This window comes from Pseudomonas sp. Irchel 3A7 (assembly GCF_900187565.1).
GTDB lineage: Bacteria > Pseudomonadota > Gammaproteobacteria > Pseudomonadales > Pseudomonadaceae > Aquipseudomonas.
The window spans coordinates 276,199-295,071 of the sequence record NZ_FYED01000001.1; the positions used below are offsets into that span (position 1 = coordinate 276,199).

20 protein-coding genes are annotated in these 18,873 nt (G+C 62.2%); 19 read left to right on the forward strand and 1 reads right to left on the reverse strand.

Features of this window, described 5'->3' with window-relative positions; genetic code table 11:
• Positions 1-58 precede the first annotated feature (58 nt).
• Positions 59-829, reverse strand: a complete 771-nt coding sequence (locus CKW21_RS01220; protein WP_095192209.1) for a ParA family protein — start codon at positions 827-829, stop codon at positions 59-61.
• Positions 830-1,185: 356 nt separating this feature from the next.
• Between CKW21_RS01220 and CKW21_RS01225 the strand changes: the two genes are divergently transcribed.
• The 19 genes from CKW21_RS01225 to CKW21_RS01315 all read left to right on the forward strand — a co-directional run bounded on the left by CKW21_RS01225 (position 1,186) and on the right by CKW21_RS01315 (position 18,785).
• Positions 1,186-1,911, forward strand: coding sequence for a beta-ketoacyl synthase chain length factor (locus CKW21_RS01225; protein WP_095192210.1), 726 nt, complete (start codon positions 1,186-1,188; stop codon positions 1,909-1,911).
• Complete coding sequence (locus CKW21_RS01230; protein WP_095192211.1) at positions 1,887-2,696, forward strand: 1-acyl-sn-glycerol-3-phosphate acyltransferase; 810 nt, start codon at positions 1,887-1,889, stop codon at positions 2,694-2,696. The genes CKW21_RS01225 and CKW21_RS01230 overlap by 25 nt, the downstream gene beginning before the upstream one ends.
• On the forward strand, positions 2,677-2,937 hold the full coding sequence (locus CKW21_RS01235) for a phosphopantetheine-binding protein (RefSeq protein ID WP_095192212.1): 261 nt from the start codon (positions 2,677-2,679) through the stop codon (positions 2,935-2,937). Before CKW21_RS01230 ends, CKW21_RS01235 begins: the two co-directional genes overlap by 20 nt.
• A gap of 9 nt (positions 2,938-2,946) precedes the next feature.
• Entirely contained in the window at positions 2,947-3,201 is a 255-nt protein-coding gene (locus tag CKW21_RS01240) for an acyl carrier protein (protein ID WP_007992314.1), read from the forward strand.
• The gene (locus CKW21_RS01245) at positions 3,198-3,743 is read left to right on the forward strand and encodes a hypothetical protein (RefSeq protein ID WP_095192213.1); all 546 of its coding nucleotides are present in this window, start codon (positions 3,198-3,200) and stop codon (positions 3,741-3,743) included. The genes CKW21_RS01240 and CKW21_RS01245 overlap by 4 nt, the downstream gene beginning before the upstream one ends.
• Complete coding sequence (locus CKW21_RS01250) at positions 3,740-5,419, forward strand: acyl-CoA synthetase family protein (protein ID WP_095192214.1); 1,680 nt, start codon at positions 3,740-3,742, stop codon at positions 5,417-5,419. The genes CKW21_RS01245 and CKW21_RS01250 overlap by 4 nt, the downstream gene beginning before the upstream one ends.
• Before the next feature lie 131 nt (positions 5,420-5,550).
• Complete coding sequence (locus CKW21_RS01255; RefSeq protein WP_095192215.1) at positions 5,551-6,285, forward strand: glycosyltransferase family 2 protein; 735 nt, start codon at positions 5,551-5,553, stop codon at positions 6,283-6,285.
• A complete protein-coding gene (locus tag CKW21_RS01260; RefSeq protein ID WP_095192216.1) occupies positions 6,282-7,223 on the forward strand; it encodes a glycosyl transferase in 942 nt (313 codons plus the stop codon). Before CKW21_RS01255 ends, CKW21_RS01260 begins: the two co-directional genes overlap by 4 nt.
• Entirely contained in the window at positions 7,204-8,748 is a 1,545-nt protein-coding gene (gene hutH, locus CKW21_RS01265) for a histidine ammonia-lyase (RefSeq protein WP_095192217.1), read from the forward strand. Before CKW21_RS01260 ends, hutH begins: the two co-directional genes overlap by 20 nt.
• Positions 8,741-9,166, forward strand: coding sequence for a thioesterase family protein (locus CKW21_RS01270; protein WP_095192218.1), 426 nt, complete (start codon positions 8,741-8,743; stop codon positions 9,164-9,166). The genes hutH and CKW21_RS01270 overlap by 8 nt, the downstream gene beginning before the upstream one ends.
• On the forward strand, positions 9,163-9,861 hold the full coding sequence (locus CKW21_RS01275; RefSeq protein ID WP_095192219.1) for an outer membrane lipoprotein carrier protein LolA: 699 nt from the start codon (positions 9,163-9,165) through the stop codon (positions 9,859-9,861). The genes CKW21_RS01270 and CKW21_RS01275 overlap by 4 nt, the downstream gene beginning before the upstream one ends.
• Positions 9,845-12,184, forward strand: coding sequence for an MMPL family transporter (locus tag CKW21_RS01280; protein WP_095192220.1), 2,340 nt, complete (start codon positions 9,845-9,847; stop codon positions 12,182-12,184). The genes CKW21_RS01275 and CKW21_RS01280 overlap by 17 nt, the downstream gene beginning before the upstream one ends.
• The gene (locus tag CKW21_RS01285; protein ID WP_095192221.1) at positions 12,181-13,341 is read left to right on the forward strand and encodes a sodium:proton antiporter; all 1,161 of its coding nucleotides are present in this window, start codon (positions 12,181-12,183) and stop codon (positions 13,339-13,341) included. The genes CKW21_RS01280 and CKW21_RS01285 overlap by 4 nt, the downstream gene beginning before the upstream one ends.
• Positions 13,328-14,575: an NAD(P)/FAD-dependent oxidoreductase gene (locus tag CKW21_RS01290; RefSeq protein ID WP_095192222.1), complete on the forward strand. Its 1,248-nt coding sequence runs from the start codon at positions 13,328-13,330 to the stop codon at positions 14,573-14,575. Before CKW21_RS01285 ends, CKW21_RS01290 begins: the two co-directional genes overlap by 14 nt.
• Before the next feature lie 113 nt (positions 14,576-14,688).
• Complete coding sequence (locus tag CKW21_RS01295) at positions 14,689-15,171, forward strand: hypothetical protein (RefSeq protein ID WP_095192473.1); 483 nt, start codon at positions 14,689-14,691, stop codon at positions 15,169-15,171.
• Positions 15,168-16,364 carry a beta-ketoacyl-[acyl-carrier-protein] synthase family protein gene (locus CKW21_RS01300; RefSeq protein WP_095192223.1) on the forward strand — a complete coding sequence of 399 codons (1,197 nt, stop codon included), beginning with the start codon at positions 15,168-15,170 and terminating at the stop codon, positions 16,362-16,364. The genes CKW21_RS01295 and CKW21_RS01300 overlap by 4 nt, the downstream gene beginning before the upstream one ends.
• Positions 16,361-16,834 (forward strand): hotdog family protein, encoded by a 474-nt coding sequence (locus CKW21_RS01305; protein WP_095192224.1) that lies wholly within the window; start codon positions 16,361-16,363, stop codon positions 16,832-16,834. The genes CKW21_RS01300 and CKW21_RS01305 overlap by 4 nt, the downstream gene beginning before the upstream one ends.
• Positions 16,831-17,559 (forward strand): 3-oxoacyl-ACP reductase FabG, encoded by a 729-nt coding sequence (fabG, locus tag CKW21_RS01310; protein WP_095192225.1) that lies wholly within the window; start codon positions 16,831-16,833, stop codon positions 17,557-17,559. Before CKW21_RS01305 ends, fabG begins: the two co-directional genes overlap by 4 nt.
• Positions 17,559-18,785 carry a beta-ketoacyl-ACP synthase gene (locus CKW21_RS01315; protein ID WP_095192226.1) on the forward strand — a complete coding sequence of 409 codons (1,227 nt, stop codon included), beginning with the start codon at positions 17,559-17,561 and terminating at the stop codon, positions 18,783-18,785. Before fabG ends, CKW21_RS01315 begins: the two co-directional genes overlap by 1 nt.
• Positions 18,786-18,873 lie beyond the last annotated feature (88 nt).

The following is an 18,873-nucleotide window of genomic DNA, read 5'->3' on the forward strand; positions in this document are numbered from 1 at the left end:
TAATACCGATTTCGCGAGCAGGCTCGCTCCCACATGGGTTCTGCATAGACCGCAATGATCAGGCGTTTTCCAGCAGGTTGTGCAGTTCGACGAACTGTTGCGTCAGCTTGTGCCGCGGGTCGAGGTGGATCAACGGTGTGTTGGCCTGGTGGGATTCGCGCATACGCACAGAACTGCCCAGGTACACCGGCAGCACCGGCAAACCTTCGGCGATCAATTCGTCGAGAATTTGCTGGGGCAGGCTGGCGCGAGCCTGGAACTGGTTGACCACGATGCCTTCGACTTCCAGGCCTTCGTTATGGTCATCCTTTAATTCGTCAATTTCCGCTAGCAGGCCGTAAAGCGCCTGACGAGAAAAACTGTCGCAATCGAAAGGGATCAGCACACGATCGGCGGCAATCAGCGCCGAAACCGCGTAAAAATTCAGTGCAGGCGGCGTATCAAGGTAGATTCGATCGTAATCTTCGTCGAGTTCTTCCAGTAATTTACGCAGCTTGTTGATCTTGTGCTTGGCCTCAAGCTTGGGCTGCAAGTCCGCGAGCTCAGCCGTCGCGGTGATGACGTGGAGGTTATCGAATGGAGTTTCGTAGATGTCGACCTGGTTTTTCCTGGCGAAAGGCCCGGACGACAGGGTCTGCTTGAAGAAATCGGCAATACCCATCGGAATATCATTGCCAGTGAGTCCCGTCAGGTATTGAGTGGAGTTGGCTTGGGCATCGAGATCCACCAACAGGGTGCGATAGCCCTCGCTGGCGCTGACCGCCGCCAGATTGCAGGCAATGCTGGATTTGCCCACGCCACCTTTCTGATTGAACACCACGCGCCGCATGTGAAAAACCTCCGTGTATCAAAGAATGACCGAGTGTAGTAGCCCACGGCATGGCTTAGCTACCTCGCTGACACAGGGACTACAGGGTCAGGGGCAATCTCCCGCCAAATATGCGGCAAACCCGGGGCATGGGCTTGCGCCAGAGCCGACAGACGGGCCGATAGCGATGTGAATAATTGTCAAATGTGCGGTTTTCGCGAACTAACCGGTACATCTTACTGTTCAAAATGTAACCAGCATTTGCTACACGTTCCCGGCACCGGGATAATGCGCACCACACGGCGCCAGGCGCCACGTAGAGTGAGTCGTGGTCTTCTCCCACTCACCGCGTCAAGAAGCCCGCAGGGGCGGGATGAATGTCTGTGATCAATTTCAACATCGCCCAGTGGCGCGCGTGGGCCCCGGGGCTCGAAAGCGTGGACGATTGGCAGGCCTGGAGCCAACAACCGGTGGTGCTGCCGGTCAGCGATGCCGCTCCCGACGTTTCGTTCCTGCCCGCCATGCAACGCCGGCGCCTCAGCCGTCTGGCGCGGATGGCGTTCAGTGTCGGCTGGCCTTTGGCCGAGGGCCGTCAGGACCTGCCACTGGTATTTGTTTCCCGTCACGGCGAAACCCCCCGCACGTTCGACATTCTCAGCGATCTGGCCGTCGACGAGCCGCTGTCGCCGACCCAATTCAGCCTTTCAGTACATAACGCGATCATTGGCCTATGGTCGATCATGCGCGGCGAAACCAGCGAAATGACCGCCCTCGCCGCTGCCGGTGATGGCCTGGAACACGGCATGCTGGAAGCCGCAGCCCTGCTCAAGGAAGGCGCACCCGCGGTATTGTTGGTAGTGACCGAAGAACAACCGCCCGAGGCTTACTCGACCTGGATCGACGACGTACCTTTTCCTTATGCCGTAGGCCTGCTGATCACGCCCGGCAATGACTGGCAGTTGTCCCTGAACAGCCCCGCGGATGCGTTGTCCAAACCCCGTTGGCCGCACGCGCTGAATCTGGTGCGTACGTTGCTTGGCCAGCAAACCACTTGCCAACATGCCTGGAAAAATCGTGTATGGACCTGGCAACGCAACCCGTGACCGAAAAAAACCGCGACGTCTATTACTGGCGCCTGCTGGCCACCGCCGCAAGCTTCGCCCTGTTCGGGCTGGGCGGGCTGTGCCTGCGCCTGGTGGTTTTCCCTTTGCTGAGCTGCCTGCCGGGCGATGCCCAGACCCATCGGTTGCGCGCACGGCAAACCGTCAGTCGCTGCTTCTGGTTTTTTGTCCGGTTCATGGCTCGCGTCGGTGTCCTGACCTACGACATCCAGGGCGCGGAAAAACTGGGACGACCCGGGCAGATGATCATCGCCAATCATCCTTCGCTGATCGATGTGGTGTTCCTGATCGGCCTGGTGCGCCACGCCAACTGCGTGGTCAAGCAGAGCCTCTGGGAGAACCCGTTTACCCGCGCCCCCCTGCGCCGTACCGAATACATCAGCAACGACGGCAGCATGGACATGCTCGATGCCGCCGCCGATGCCCTGAAAAACGGCCAGACCCTGATCATCTTTCCCGAAGGCACCCGCACCCGGCCAGGGCAGGCGCCGGCCTTTCATCGGGGGGCCGCGGCAATTGCCGTGCGGGGTGCGAAAATCCTCACCCCGGTGATCATCAAGGTCAGCCCGACCACACTGACCAAGGCCGAGCCCTGGTATCGGATCCCGAAACGCCGCGTGCACTTCAGTTTCCGTGTCGGTGCCGATATAGACCCACAGGTCTTCGCCGCGCTGGGCCCGGCACCTCAGGCCTCGCGCAAGCTCAACGACTATTTGCATTCTTTCTTCATCAAGGAGCTCGCCGAAGATGAGCGATCTGAACCGTGAAATAAAAGATCTGATCATCGAAGCCCTCGGCCTCGAAGACATCAGTGCCGACGACATCGGTGATCAACAGACCCTGTTTGGCGAAGGCCTGGGCCTTGACTCGGTGGACGCCCTTGAACTGGGCCTGGCCATCCAGAAAAAGTACGGCATCAAAATCGATGCCGACGCCAAGGACACTCGCAATCACTTCAGCAACGTGGCGAGCCTTGCGGCGTTCGTCACTGCAAAACAGGCAGCTTGAGACCGGACCATGCAAACTCGTGACGACATTTTCAACACACTGCGCGATGCCTTGGTCGAGCTGTTCGAACTGGACCCCGAGCGCGTGAGCCTCGAATCCAACCTGTACCAGGACCTGGAAATCGACAGCATTGATGCGGTCGACCTGATCGATCACATCAAACGTCAGACCGGCAAGAAAATCGCCGCCGAGGAATTCAAATCGGTGCGTACCGTCAGTGACGTGGTCGAGGCCGTCTACCGTCTGGTTCAACCCGCCGCATGAGCCGACTGATCGGCCTCGGCCTGCTGCTGGCAGGCCTGCTGTACCCCTTCGCGGTGTATTTCGGCATGGAACATTTCGCGCCATGGCAGTTCGGTTTGCTGCTGGGCAGCCTGTGGCTGGCGCGAGCACTGACCGGACGGCGGCGACCGGGCAGTCTGTGGATGGCCGTGGTGGCCATCGTGTTCTGTCTGTTGCTGGCGCTGTTCGATAGCCCGGTATTGCTGCGCTGGTACCCGGTCCTGATCAGCGGTTTCATGCTGGTGCTGTTCGGCGTGAGTCTGATCTACGGCACACCGATGGTTGAACGCCTGGCCCGCCTGCGTGAACCGCATCTACCGGCCAAGGGCATTCGATATACCCGCCAGGTGACCATCGCCTGGAGCGTGTTTTTTCTGTGCAACGGTTTGTGCGCGGCCGCCCTGACGCTTTGGGCGCCGCTGAGCTGGTGGATGTTGTACACCGGCCTGATTTCCTACGGATTGATAGGCCTGATGTTTGCCATTGAATGGCTCATACGACAAAGGGTACGAGGCCACCCATGAATTGGATAAAACTTGAGCACTTGTTGCTCAAGGCTCAGCCGGAGCGTGTCGTAACGGCCGAACCGGCGCTGAATCACGCACAACTGTGCGAACAGGTCCTGAGCCTGGCCGCCGGCCTGCAAGCCAAAGGCGTGCAGCGCATCGCCGTGCACCTTGAGGACGCCGTCGACCTGGCGATTGCCCTGCTCGGCGCGTGGCGTGCCGGGGTCAGCGTTTTGTTGCCGGCCGACCTGCAAGCCCAGACTCGCCAGCGCTGGTCGGGCGAAGTCGACCTGTGGCTCACCGATCAACCCGATGACGCCCGTCTGGACGATTTCCAGTACCCGCCACTGGCCGCTGCGGCACTGGATCTGGATCGCTGTTCCCTGAGCCTGTGCACCTCCGGCTCCAGCGGCGAACCCAAGCGCATCGAGAAAAACCTGCGCCAACTGATCAATGAAGTCGAAGCCCTGGAGCAACTGTGGGGCGCCGACCTGGGCCCGGCGTGCATCATTGGCAGCGTCGCCACCCAACACATTTACGGCCTGCTGTTTCGGGTACTTTGGCCGCTCTGCGCCGGGCGCCCGTTCGTGCGCAAGCAATTGGCCTTTCCGGAAGACCTGCAACGCGCCAGCCGTTTGCACCCGGCCTTCGCCTGGGTCGCCAGCCCGGCGCTGCTCAAACGGATGGGTGACAACCTCGACTGGCGGGCCTTGAGCACGGTGCGTCGGGTGTTTTCATCCGGCGGCGCATTGCCAGCCGAGGCCGCACAGAGCCTGCACGAGCGCCTGCATCAATGGCCGACCGAAATTTTCGGCAGTTCGGAGACCGGTGGCATTGCATGGCGTCAGGGGCACGATCTGTGGCAACCCTTCGCCGATGTCGCGCTGAGCCAGGACAAAGACGGCGCTCTGCTCATCACCTCGCCCTACTTGCCCGCCGGCCATGTCGAACACACCGCCGATGCAGCGAAAATCGCCCCTGATGGCCGATTCGAATTGCTCGGGCGGCTGGACCGGATCGTCAAACTGGAAGAAAAACGTATCTCGCTGCCAATGCTGGAGCAGGCGCTGACGGCTCATGATTGGGTCGCCGAAGCGCGGCTGGGTGTCGTTCAGGAAAACCGCGCCTCACTGGGGGCGCTGCTGGTACTCAGCGAAGCGGGGTTGCATGCCCTGCGCAACCAAGGCCGACGCGGCCTCACTGAGACCTTGCGCCAACATCTGAGCCAACACTGCGAAGCCCTGGCCCTGCCACGGCGCTGGCGTTTGCTACGGCAACTGCCGCTGAACGCTCAAGGCAAACTGCCCCAAGCCGATGTCGAAGCCCTGCTGCTGGCGCCGCGCCCCAAGGCGCCACTGGTGCTGGAACAGATCGAAACCGAGGGCGAGTGGAGCCTGCAACTGGCCGTGCCACCGGACCTGGCCTATTTCAGTGGCCACTTCCCCCGAGCGCCGGTGCTGCCGGGCGTGGTGCAAGTGGAGTGGGCATTGAGCCTGGGCCAGCAATTGATGAACCTGCCGGCAAAATTCGCCGGCATGGAAGTGCTGAAGTTCCAGCAACTGGTGCGTCCCGGTGATGAAGTGCAATTGCACCTGCGCTTCGACCCGAGCCGCAACAAACTGTATTTCGCCTATCGCAATGAAACCGCTACCTGCTCCAGTGGGCGGATTCTGCTGGAGACAGTACATGCATAGGTTTGGTGAGTGCTGCGCACTCATTCGCGAGCAGGCTCGCTCCCACAGGGAGACTGCGGTGCTCACCCGTTCAGTGTGGGAGCGAGCCTGCTCGCGAAGCAGACACCTCGGTTTCACAGGTGTACCCCAAAATGCATAACCCCTGCGCCGTCATCCCGGTCTATAACCACGAAACCGCGATCACCACCGTGGTCGAGGCACTGCTCGCCAGCGGTCTGCCGTGCATTCTGGTGGACGACGCCAGCGATAAGCCCTGCGCCACGGTCCTGGATCAACTGGCCCAGCGCGACAAGGCGCACTTGATCCGCCTGGCCGCCAATCAGGGCAAGGGTGGTGCGGTGATGACCGGCCTGCGTGAAGCCTCGCGCCTGGGTTTCAGCCACGCCTTGCAGGTGGACGCTGACGGTCAACACGACCTGCAAGACGTCCAACGTTTCATCGACCACTCCCGCGCTTATCCCGAGGCTGTGATCTGCGGCTATCCGCAGTACGACGCCAGTGTGCCCAAAGGTCGCCTGTATGCCCGCTACCTGACCCACGTCATGGTCTGGATCAATACCCTGTCGCTGCAGATCCGCGACTCCATGTGCGGCTTCCGTGTCTATCCGTTGCCGCCGGTACTGGCGCTGATCGACACCGCGAAGATCGGCAAGCGCATGGATTTCGATTCGGACATCCTGGTGCGCCTGGCCTGGCGCGATCAGCCGATGCAATGGCTGCAAACCCGAGTTCACTACCCTCTGGACGGCGTTTCGCATTTCCGCATGTTCCACGACAACGTGCTGATTTCGAGCATGCACACCCGGTTGTTCTTCGGCATGCTGCTGCGCTCGCCCCTGATTCTCTGGCGGCGGTGGCGAACATGAACGTCGACAAGCAACATTGGGCCGACCGCGAGGAACGCGGCAGCTTCTGGCTGATGAAATTCACGGCGTTCGCCGCCAAAGTCCTCGGTCGCCGGCTGTTGAGCCCGTTGCTGTACGGCATCGTGTTGTACTTTTTCCTGTTCGGTCGCGGCGCCCGTCACAGCGCCTGGCAGTACCAGCAGCGGCTTGCTGACTGGAGCGGCCGCAGCGAACTGCGTCCGACCCATTGGCGGGTATTCGGCCAGTTCATGGCCTTCGCCGACTCCATGCTCGACAAGCTCGACGTATGGAACGGCAAGCTGAGCATCGAACAGATTGAGATCATCGACCCGGCGCTGTTGCGCAACCAGTTGCGCGGCACCCGCGGACAGATGCTGGTGGGTGCGCACCTGGGCAACCTGGAAGTCTGCCGCGCGCTGGCGGAGATCGGTGAGAAGGTGACGATGAACGTGCTGGTGCACACCAAGCACGCCGAACAATTCAATCGCTTGCTGGGCGAAGCCGGTGCCACCAATCTGCGCCTGATTCAGGTCAGCGAACTGGACCCGGTGATCATGCTGCAACTGCACGAACGCCTGGAGCGCGGCGAGTGGCTGGCGATTGCCGGCGACCGCGTGCCGCTGCATGGCGGGCGTAGCGTGACCGTGGATTTCCTGGGGCACCCGGCGAAATTTCCGCAAGGGCCGTGGCTGCTGGCCGGCCTGCTGAAATGCCCGGTCAATCTGCTGCTGTGCCTGAAGAAACCCGACGGCGGTTATCGACTGACTCTGGAGCCGTTCGCTGAGGCGATCACCTGGAAACGCGGAGACCGCGAGCAGGTCATTCATCAGTGGGCATCCCGATATGCCGGGCGCCTGAGTCACTATTGCCTCGAAGCGCCCCAACAATGGTTCAACTTTTACCCTTTCTGGAAGACCGATGACGACGCCAACGCTTGAGCCGGTAACCTTCGGCGAACTCCCTTTGCGCATCGAAGACGTGCTGGCCCTGGCCAACCGCCAGGCCCCCACGCAGCTGCAAAGCGACCCCGCGTACCGCGAGCGCATCGCCAAGGGCGCACGCTTCCTCGATTCCCTGCTGGACAAGGAAGGCGTGATCTATGGCGTGACCACCGGTTACGGCGATTCCTGCGTGGTGGCGGTGCCGCTGCATCACGTCGAGGCACTGCCGCGTCATCTCTACACCTTCCACGGCTGCGGGCTGGGCAAACTGCTCGACGCCCAGGCGACCCGCGCGGTACTGGCGGCGCGGTTGCAGTCGTTGTGCCACGGTGTTTCCGGGGTGCGCGTGGAGCTGCTGGAGCGCCTGCAAGCGTTCCTTGAACACGACATCCTGCCGCTGATTCCGGAAGAAGGTTCGGTCGGTGCCAGCGGCGATCTGACGCCGTTGTCCTATGTCGCCGCGACCCTGTCCGGCGAACGCGAAGTGATGTTCCGTGGCGAACGCCGTCAGGCCGCCGATGTGCATCGCGAACTCGGCTGGCAACCACTGGTGCTGCGTCCGAAGGAAGCCCTGGCGCTGATGAACGGCACGGCGGTGATGACCGGTCTTGCCTGCCTGGCCTACGCCCGCGCCGACTACCTGCTGCAATTGGCGACCCGCATCACCGCGCTGAACGTGGTTGCCCTGCAGGGTAACCCGGAGCACTTCGACGAGCGTCTGTTCGCCACTAAACCCCATCCGGGGCAGATGCAGGTCGCCGCGTGGTTGCGCAAGGACCTGGCGATCGACGCACCGACCGCGCCGTTGCATCGCCTGCAGGACCGCTACTCCCTGCGATGTGCGCCCCACGTCCTCGGTGTGCTGGCCGACAGCCTGAACTGGCTGCGTGCGTTCATTGAAACCGAGCTCAACAGCGCCAACGACAACCCGATCATCGACGCCGAGGCCGAGCGCGTGCTGCACGGCGGGCACTTCTATGGCGGCCACATCGCCTTCGCCATGGACAGCCTGAAAAACCTCGTGGCCAACGTCGCCGACCTGCTCGATCGCCAGCTCGCGCTGCTGGTGGACGAGCGTTACAACCATGGTTTGCCGAGCAACCTGTCCAGTGCCTCCGCCGAGCGGGCCATGCTCAATCACGGCTTCAAGGCGGTGCAGATCGGCGCCAGTGCATGGACCGCCGAAGCGCTGAAAAACACCATGCCGGCCAGCGTGTTCTCGCGTTCCACCGAGTGTCACAACCAGGACAAGGTGAGCATGGGCACCATCGCCGCCCGTGATGCGATTCGCGTGCTGGAACTGACCGAACAGGTCGCCGCCGCCACGCTGCTGGCCGCCAATCAGGGCGTCTGGCTACGTGAACAGTCTGCAGACTCACGCCCGTTGCCGCCAGCGCTGGCCGCCATGCACGAAGAGTTGGCCAAAGACTTCCCGCCGGTCATCGAAGACCGCGCGCTGGAAGGCGAATTGCGCCTGTGCCTGCAACGCATCGCCGAACAACACTGGAGGTTGCATGCGTAGCAAGGGAGTGCTCCACACCGATACGGAAATCCTCGTGCCGTTCTTTGACGTCGACAGCATGAACGTCGTCTGGCACGGCCATTACGTCAAATACCTGGAAATCGCCCGCTGTGCGTTGCTGGACAAGATCGGCCACAACTACAGCGCCATGTCCGGATCGGGCTACGCCTGGCCGGTGATCGACCTGCAACTGCGCTACGTGCGGGGCGCGGTGTTCGGTCAGAAGCTGAACGTGCGCGCCAATCTGGTGGAGTGGGAGAACAGACTGAAGATCAACTACCTGATCAGCGACCTGGAAACCGGCGAACGCTTGACCCGCGCCGTTTCCGTGCAAGTCGCCGTCGACATGGGCAGCCGCGAGATGCAACTGGCTTCGCCGAAGGTCTTCACCGACGCCGTCGAACGGGTGCTCTCATGAATGCCCGCCACTTCCCTGTGGGAGCGAGCCTGCTCGCGATGGTCGATAACGATGATGCTGGGCACCTGACACCCCGTGGCGTTCTCAGGTTTTTCGCGAGCAGGCTCGCTCCCACAGTGTTTTGTGTGTTGCTGGGTATTCCAGGGCTGGCCCATGCCTTCGATCTGCAACAGCTCAGCGATCAGCTGGCCAGACCCGAAGTTATCCACGGCAGCTTCGTCCAGGAGAAACACCTGCGCGCCCTGCCCCAGCCGCTGACCAGCAAGGGCTCCTTCGTCCTGGCAAAAAACCAGGGTTTGTTGTGGCTGTTGAAAACGCCGCTGCAACAGGATTACCGCATCACCACCAAGGGCATCGCACGACGTGATGCCAGCGGTTGGAAGATGCTGCCGGGCAAGAGCGCCGGTGCCGAGCAGAACCGTTTGTTCCTCGCCGTGTTGCAAGGTGACAGCAGCGGGCTGCAACGGGATTTCGAGCTGTCACTGAGTGGTGACCCACAGAACTGGAAACTGACACTGGTGCCACGCTCAATGCTGCTCAAGCAGGTGTTCAACCAGATCAACATCACCGGCGGTGAACTGGTGCACAGCATCGAATTGCTGGAAACCCAGGGTGACAGCACCCTGTTGCGCATGCAGGACAGCACCAGCGCACAACCGTTGAGCGACGCGGAGCAACATGACTTTGCCGAGTGAACGGATGCTTCCGCGGTTATTCCTGATCCTGTTGCTGGCAGTGCTGGCGCTCGCGGGCTGGCAATGGCGCGACGGCGCCCCGTTGTCGGCCAACCTGATGGAACTGGTACCCGGCACCGCGCCGGACGCCCTGGAGCTGCGCGCCGAACAACGCATGCAAGAACCGCTGAACCGCGAAATGCTGGTGCTGGTCGGCCATGAACATCGTGAACAAGCCATCAACATGGCGCAGAAACTGGGGGATCAGTGGCAGGCCAGCGGCCTGTTCGAAAAGGTCCAGTGGAACCTGCAAGCCGATTTGCCGGCGCTGCGCACGCAGCTGCTGCAAGGCCGATTGGCGATGCTGTCGGCGCCAGATCGCCAGCAACTGATCGAGCATCCCGACGCCTTCATTCAGCAACGGGTGCAGGCACTGTTCGACCCCTTCACCGGTTTCAGCCTGGTGCCGAGCCAGGACGACTGGCTGGGCCTGACCGGGCGCATCCAGAACAGCCAGCCGCAACACGGCGCGGTGCAGCTGGACATCGGCAGCGGCGCCTTGATTGCCCAGGCCGACGGCAAACATTGGGTACTGCTGCGCGCGCGGACCACCGGCAACGCCTTCGACATGAACCTGCCGCTGCAAGTGGCCGACCTGCTCCAGCACAGCCGCGAAGAAGCTGCCGAGTCCGGCGTGCAGCTGCTGGCGGCCAGCGGCCTGCTGTATGCCGCCAACGGTCAGAAGCAGGCCTCCCGCGAAATGACCTGGGTCGGCGGCGGAGCCACGGTCGGGATTCTGTTGCTGCTGTTGTTGGCCTTCCGTCGCTGGCGCGTGCTGCTGGCCTTCGTCCCGGTGCTGGTGGGCATGCTGTTCGGCGCGGTGGCTTGCGTGGCGCTGTTCGGCCGCATGCATGTGATGACCCTGGTGCTGGGTTCAAGCCTGATCGGCGTCGCCGTCGATTACCCGTTGCATTACCTGTCCAAGAGCTGGAGCCTGAAGCCCTGGCACAGCTGGCCGGCCCTGCGCCTGACCTTGCCGGGCCTGACCCTGAGCCTGATCACCAGCGCCATTGGCTACCTGGCCCTGGCCTGGACGCCATTCCCCGCACTGACCCAGATCGCGGTGTTCTCCGCCGCCGGCCTGTTGGGTGCCTATTTGTCTGCCGTGTGCCTGCTGCCGGCATTGCTCAAGGGTGTGGAACTGCGTCCGGCACAGTGGCCGCTACGCATTTCGGAGTCGTTGCTGAGCTGTCGGGAAGCACTGCTCAAGCGCCTGCATACGCCGGTGTTGCTGGCGCTGCTGATTGCCTTCTGCATCGGTGGTCTGGTGCAACTGGAAACGAAAAATGACATCCGCCAATGGGTCGGCGCACCGCAGCAATTGACTGACGAGGCGCAAACCATTGCGCGGATTACCGGTTATCAACCCACCAGCCAGTTCTTCCTGGTGCAGGCGACCGATCAACAGCAATTGCTTGAACGTCAGTCCGCCTTGAGCGAACGCCTGGATCAACTGGTCAACTTGGAAAAACTCCAGGGTTTCCTGTCGCTCAATCAACTGGTCAATCAGCCGAGCGAACAGCAGCAGGTGCGCGAAGCGCTGGGCAAACTGCCGAAGTTCTGGCAGCCGTTGCTCGATGTCGGCGTGCCGGTCGAGGCACTGCAGGCGGAGCTGAAGACGTTGCAGGCACTGCCCATCGAAGACATCGACGCCGCGCTGGCCGGCCCCCTGGCCGAGCCTTATCGCCTGTTGTGGCTGGGACCGACCGCGGATGGCGTGGCGGCGATGGTCAGCCTGCAAGGCCTGAACAACCCTGCCCTGCTGCGGGTCCAGGCCGAAGACTTGCCGGGCGTGCAGTTGGTGGATCGGCTGGGTGAATTGAACAAAGTGTTCGCTGACACGCAAATCAGTGCCGCCGAACTGAAACTCGCGTCCTGCGTACTCATTGTGCTGGTGCTGATCCTGCCGTTCGGCTTCGGCGGGGCGTTGCGCATCGTCTCCCTGCCATTGCTGGCTGCATTGTGCAGCCTCGCCAGCCTCGGTTGGCTGGGGCAACCGTTGACCCTGTTCAGCCTGTTCGGCCTGCTGCTGGTGACGGCGATCAGCGTCGACTATGCGATCCTCATGCGTGAACAGGTGGGCGGCGCGGCCGTGAGCCTGCTGGGCACCTTGCTGGCGGCTTTGACCACCTGGCTGTCGTTCGGCCTGCTGGCGGTGTCGAGCACGCCGGCGGTGAGTAACTTCGGCCTGTCGGTCAGCCTGGGCCTGGTGTTCAGCTTCATGCTGGCCCCCTGGGCCGGTCGCCAGGTGCATGCGGCCACGGTCGCGGAGCCGACAGCATGATGATCGCCCTGTTTTGGGTAATGGCCCTGACCCTGTTTGCCGTAGCGACACGAGTCGGTCGCCACTTCGGCCTGATCCCGATCGTCAGCCAGCTGCTGTTGGCGACCGTCGGCCTGCCGCTGCTGATGTATTTCTGGATCGAACCGCAATGGCAGTTGAGCGGCGCGGCGCTGGTGTCGCCGCTCTGGCTGAAGAACCTCTACAGCTTGAGTTTCGCGCTGTTGCTGGGTTACATCCTCAGCGACGTGATCGACCTGCACCTGGACCGCCAGAGCCTGAAAATCGCCCTGCCGAGCTTCTGCATTCCGTTCGCCTGCGGCCTTGCCACGGCGATCTGGCTGTTGCCGCCGCAGCCCTGGATCAGCTCCCTGGCGGTAGGCTTGCTGTTCGCCATTACCGCGATCCCGGTGCTGTACCTGTACCTGCGGCATATCGATTATCCGCCCGCCGCCACTCGGCGGCTGGTGCAGACCGCGATCCTCATCGACCTCACTTGCTGGAGCCTGTTCGCCGTCGCCCAAGGCACCCTGCACCTGAGCAGTCTGTTACTGCCACTGGCCGGCGCCTGTCTTCCGGTGCTGCTGAGACTGCTGGGCCTGCGCCAACTGTGGCTGTACAGCCTGGGCTTTTTCGCCCTGCTGGTGGTGGCCGAACACTACAAGCTCAATGCGCTGATTTTCGGCATCGGTTATGTGCTGATCATGGCCGCACTGAAAGCACCGCTGGTACTGCCGCTGCCGGCGATCTGGATGAGCCGCTTGCAGACCTACATGGCCATTCCGTTGATCCTCACCTTCGGCATCGTGCAAATCAACGTGCACAGCGCCATGGACAGCCTCGGCTGGGTGCAATTGGCGGCGCTGCTGCTGTTGCCGATTGCCAGCAAACTGCTGGGCAACTGGCTCGGCCTGGGCTGGGCCGGCGCCTCGTTCCAGGGCGCCAGTCGCTGGCGGGAAAGTGTGCTGCTGAACATTCGCGGCTTGAGCGAGATCGTCTTTCTCAACCTGCTGCTGCAACAACAGCTCATCAGCCCGGCGCTGTACTTTGCGCTGATGCTGATGGGCCTGATCGCCACATTGCTGCCGGTACTGGCCGGCATGCACCGGATTCCCCTGAAAGCTGCCGTCCCGGCAAGGAGCCCTCATGCCAACCGTTGAAATGGAACATCGCCGGATCGTGGTCATCGGCGCAGGCCCTTCGGGTGCCATCGCCGCCGCGCTGCTCAAACGCAAGGGACACGATGTGCTGGTCATCGAGCGTCAGCATTTCCCACGCTTTTCCATCGGTGAAAGCCTGTTGTCCCATTGCCTGGATTTCGTCGAAGAAGCGGGCATGCTCGACGCTGTCAACGCCGCCGGTTTTCAGCTCAAGACCGGCGCCGCGTTTGCCTGGGGCGAGCGGTACAGCGCCTTCGATTTCGGCGACACCTTCACCCACGGCAAGCCGACGACCTTCCAGGTCCAGCGCGCCGATTTTGACCAGTTGCTGGCCGATCAAGCGACACTGCAAGGCGTGGAGATCCGTTACGGCGAAGCCATCGTCAGCGTCGATTTCGAACACGCCAAACCGCGACTTGGCGTGCGTCGCGAAGATGGCAGCGAATATCGTGTCGAGGCCGATTTCATGCTCGACGCCAGCGGTTACGGTCGCGTGCTGCCACGCCTGCTCGACCTCGAAGCACCGTCGAACTTCCCGGTGCGCCAGGCGGTGTTCACCCACGTCGAAGACCATATCGACCAGCCGAATTTCGACCGCACCAAGATCCTCATCACCACCCATCCGATCCACCGCGATATCTGGTTCTGGACCATCCCGTTCAGCAATGGGAGATGCTCAGTAGGTGTGGTCGCGGCAAAAGAACACTTCGAGGGCCGTAGCGACGATCTGGACGACTGCCTGCGCGGTTTCATTGCCGAGACGCCAAGCCTGGCCGGCGTACTGGACAATGCCGTGTGGGATACACCAGCGCGCACCATCGGCGGTTACTCAGCCAACGTTAAAACCCTGCACGGGCCGGGTTTTGCGCTGCTGGGCAACGCCGCGGAATTCCTCGATCCGGTGTTCTCCTCCGGCGTCACCATCGCCATGCGTTCGGCGAGCATGGCCGCCGGGGTGCTGCACCGCCAGTTGCAAGGCGAAGCCGTCGACTGGCAAAAAGAGTTCGCCGAACCACTCAAGCGCGGCGTCGACACCTTCCGTTGCTACGTCGAAGGCTGGTACGCCGGGACCTTCCAGGACGTGATTTACCATGAGGGCGGCTCGCCGGAAATCCGTCGCATGATCAGCTCGATCCTGGCCGGCTACGCCTGGGACGAACGCAACCCGTTCGTCAGCGAGGCCAGGCGTCGCTTGAAAATGATCTCGGAACTCTGTGCAAGGGATGCCACATGAGCTATTCAACCTGTGGGAGCGGGCTTGCTCGCGAAAGCGGTGCATCCTTCAACAGTGATGTTGGATGTGATGCCCTCTTCGCGAGCAGGCTCGCTCCCACAAGGGTTCCGAGTATTCTGCGATTTTTGCTTCTGGGCTGTGTTCTGCTACTGAGCGCCTGCGCCAGCCAGGCACCGCTGCCCGAGCAAACCCCGAGCCTGTCGTTGCCGCTGCAATTGCATATCCAGCGACTGCAAGCCGAACAGCGCCAGGACTGGGTGCTGGTGATCCAGCGTGAAGGCCCGGCCATTCGCTGGTCGATGATGGACCTGCTGGGCATTCCACAGGCGCGTCAGAAACTGGTGGATGGAGCATGGCAGGCTGATGGCCTGCTGCCGCCCAACCCGGAAGCCCGGGAGCTGTTCGCGGCGCTGTTGTTTGCGCTGACCCCGCAGGACGAATTGCCCGGCAACTATCCGCAAGCCTGGCAACACGGCGCACAACGCTCCTTGCCCGCACGCTGGGACGTGCGCTATTTACAACCGATGAGCTTTGAATTGAACTTGCCCGAAGGCCCGAAATACCAAGTCACGCCGCTGAGCGGGGAGGCACCATGACCGCCTACCTGAATGCCCTGGGGATCATCTGCTCCCTGGGCCGTGACAAACAAGAAGTTGCGCGCAACCTGTATGCCGGCGACTGCTCCGGCATGCGTGGCGAAACTGGCTGGGTGGCGCAGCGTTCGCTACCGGTGGGCGCGGTGCGTGGCGAACTGGTGGCGATTCCCGCCGAACTGTCCCGGCAAAACACCCGCAACAATCGGTTGTTGATGGAAGCCGCCCTGCAAATTCGCCCGGACATCGACCAAGCGATCCAGACCTACGGCCGCGACCGCATCGGCGTCGTCCTGGGTACCAGCACTTCGGGCATCGACGAAGCCAGCCAGGGCCTGTCCCATTACATCCGCGAGCAGCAGTTCCCGGCCGAATATGATTACCAGCAACAGGAACTCGGCGCGCCGGCCAGCTTCCTCGCCGACTGGCTGCAACTGAGCGGTCCGGACTATGTGATTTCCACCGCCTGCACCTCCAGCGCCCGGGCACTGATGAGCGCCCAACGCCTGCTCGACCTCGGTGTATGCGACGTGGTGCTGTGCGGTGGCGTCGACAGCCTGTGCAAATTGACCCTCAATGGCTTCTCGGCGCTGGAAGCGGTGAGCGATCAGCGCTGCAACCCGTTCTCAGTGAATCGCAACGGCATCAACATCGGTGAAGCGGCGGTGCTGTTCCTGATGAGCAAGCAGGCGGGTGGCAATCATCCGATCGCTCTGCTCGGCAGCGGTGCCAGCTCCGATGCGCACCATATTTCCGCGCCGGAACCCTCGGGTCGTGGAGCCCTGCAAGCGATGCGCAAGGCGTTGACCCGAGCCGGGCTGCAACCGCAACAAATCAGTTACCTGAACCTGCACGGCACTGCCACCCAGCATAACGACGCCATGGAAAGTCAGGCAGTGGCCGCGTTGTTCCCGACCGACGTGCCCTGCTCTTCTACCAAACCCATGACCGGCCACACCCTCGGCGCCGCTGGCGCGCTGGAAGCGGCGTTCTGCTGGTTGAGCCTGAGCGCAGGCAACCGCGAACAGGCTTTGCCGCCGCATGTATGGGACGGCCAACCGGACCCCGAGTTGCCCGCCCTGAAATGGGTGACCCCGGCCGATCGCCTGACGTCCACAGGTCCTCGCTACCTGATGAGCAACTCTTTCGCTTTCGGTGGCAACAACGTCAGCCTGATTATCGGAGACGCCCCATGATTGACTGGCCGCTCGCCGAACTGATCCCTCACGCAGGTGACATGATCCTCATCGACCGGATCCTGGCGTTCGATGAGGAGCAGATTCACACCTGCCTCACCGTCAAACCCGACGGATTGTTCAGCCACCCGGACGGCAGTTTGCCGGCCTGGGTCGGCATCGAACTGATGGCCCAGAGCGTTGCCGCCTTCGCCGGTTGCCATGCACGCCAGCGTGGCGATGCGGTAGAGCTTGGCTTCCTGCTCGGCAGTCGCAAGTTCGAATGCAACGTCGAAAGCTTCCCGGCCGGCACCGAGCTGACCATCCACGGCATTCGCTCGCTGGAAGACGACAACGGCATGGGCGTGTTCGAATGCCACATCAATGCGCCTGGCATTCACGCCAGCGCCCGTCTGAACGTGTATCGCCCGCCCCAGGCGGCTCAGTATCTCCATGAACCCCAAGGTTCTACACAAGGAACACAGCCATGACTGAATCCGTACTGGTCACCGGTTCCAGCCGTGGCATCGGCCGCGCCATTGCCTTGCGCCTGGCCCAGGCTGGACATGACATCGTGCTGCACTGCCGCAGCGGCCTGACAGATGCGATGGCGGTACAGGGCGAAATCGAGGCCTTCGGAAGCAAGGCGCGCATCCTGCAATTCGACGTGTCCGACCGTGCCGCCTGCAAAGCCATTCTGGAGGCTGACGTGGAAACCCACGGCGCCTATTACGGCGTGGTACTCAACGCCGGTCTGACCCGTGACGGTGCTTTTCCGGCGCTGAGCGAGGATGATTGGGATGTGGTGATGCGCACCAACCTCGACGGTTTCTACAACGTGCTGCACCCGGTGATGATGCCGATGATCCGTCGTCGCGCCGCCGGGCGGATTGTCTGCATCACCTCGGTGTCCGGTTTGATCGGCAACCGTGGCCAGGTCAACTACAGCGCCTCCAAGGCCGGGCTGATCGGCGCAGCGAAGGCGTTGGCGATCGAACTGGGCAAGCGCAAAATCACCGTCAACTGTGTCGCACCCGGCCTGATCGACACCGCGATGCTCGATGAAAACGTGCCGGTGGAAGAACTGATGAAAATGATCCCTGCGCAGCGCATGGGCACCCCGCAAGAGGTGGCCGGCGCGGTGAATTTCCTGATGTCGGCGGAAGCCTCGTACATCACCCGGCAGGTACTAGCCGTCAATGGAGGCCTGTGTTGATGAAACGCGTCGTCGTCACCGGCATGGCCGGCATCACATCGCTGGGCAGCGACTGGGACACCATCGCCGGCAACTTCGCGGCCAACCGCAGCGGCATCCGCCGGATGGATGAGTGGGATCGTTTCACCGAACTCAACACGCGCCTGGCTGGCCCCATCGATGACTTCAAGGTGCCGAGCCACTGGACCCGCAAGCAACTGCGCAGCATGGGCCGGGTCTCACGGCTTGCCGTGGGTGCGGCAGAGATGGCGCTGGCCGACGCCGGCCTGTTGGGCGACGAGTCGATCAAGGACGGGCGCATGGGCGTTGCTTGTGGCTCGTCCACCGGCAGCACCGACGAGATCAAGGCGTTCGGCAACATGCTGCTCAACTCGGTGGCCGAAGGCCTGAACGCCAACTCCTACGTGCGCATGATGCCGCACACCACGGCGGCCAATATCAGCATCTTCTTCGGCCTTACCGGCCGGCTGATCCCCACCTCCAGCGCCTGCACCAGCGGCAGCCAGGGTATCGGCTATGCCTACGAAGCCATCAAGTTCGGGCGCCTGCCGTTGATGCTCGCCGGTGGCGCCGAAGAGCTGTGCCCGACCGAGGCCATGGTCTTCGATGCGCTCTATGCCACCAGCCTGAAAAACGATGCCCCGCAAAGCAGTCCGCGCCCGTATGACAAGGGTCGCGATGGCCTGGTGATCGGTGAAGGCGGCGGCATGCTGGTGCTCGAAGAGCTGGAACACGCCCTGGCCCGAGGCGCGCGCATCCATGCCGAGATCGTCGGTTTCGGCAGCAACGCCGACGGCCAGCACACCACCCGTCCGGAGCAAGTCACCATGCGCCGGGCCATGGAACTGGCGCTGGAAGACGCCGGGCTCAAACCGTCGGACATCGGCTACGTGAATGGCCACGGCACCGCCACCGAACAAGGCGACATCGCCGAAACCCTGGCCACCAGCAGCCTGTTCGGCGAACACATGCCGATCAGCTCGCAGAAAAGCTTCCTCGGCCACACCCTCGGTGCCTGCGGTGCGCTGGAATCCTGGTTCAGCATCGAAATGCTCAACCGCGACCTCTACGCCCACACCCTCAACCTCGACGAAGTCGACCCGCACTGCGGCAAACTCGACTACCTGCGCGGCGAGTTCCGGCAGATGAGCAATCAGTTTGTGATGAACAATAACTTTGCGTTTGGCGGGGTGAATACGTCGTTGATCTTCAAGCGCTGGGTGTAAAAAACACTTCCCCGAGGGATGTATATCCCTTGTGGGAGCGAGCCTGCTCGCGAAAGCGGTAGGTCAGTCAACAGAAATGTCGCCTGTA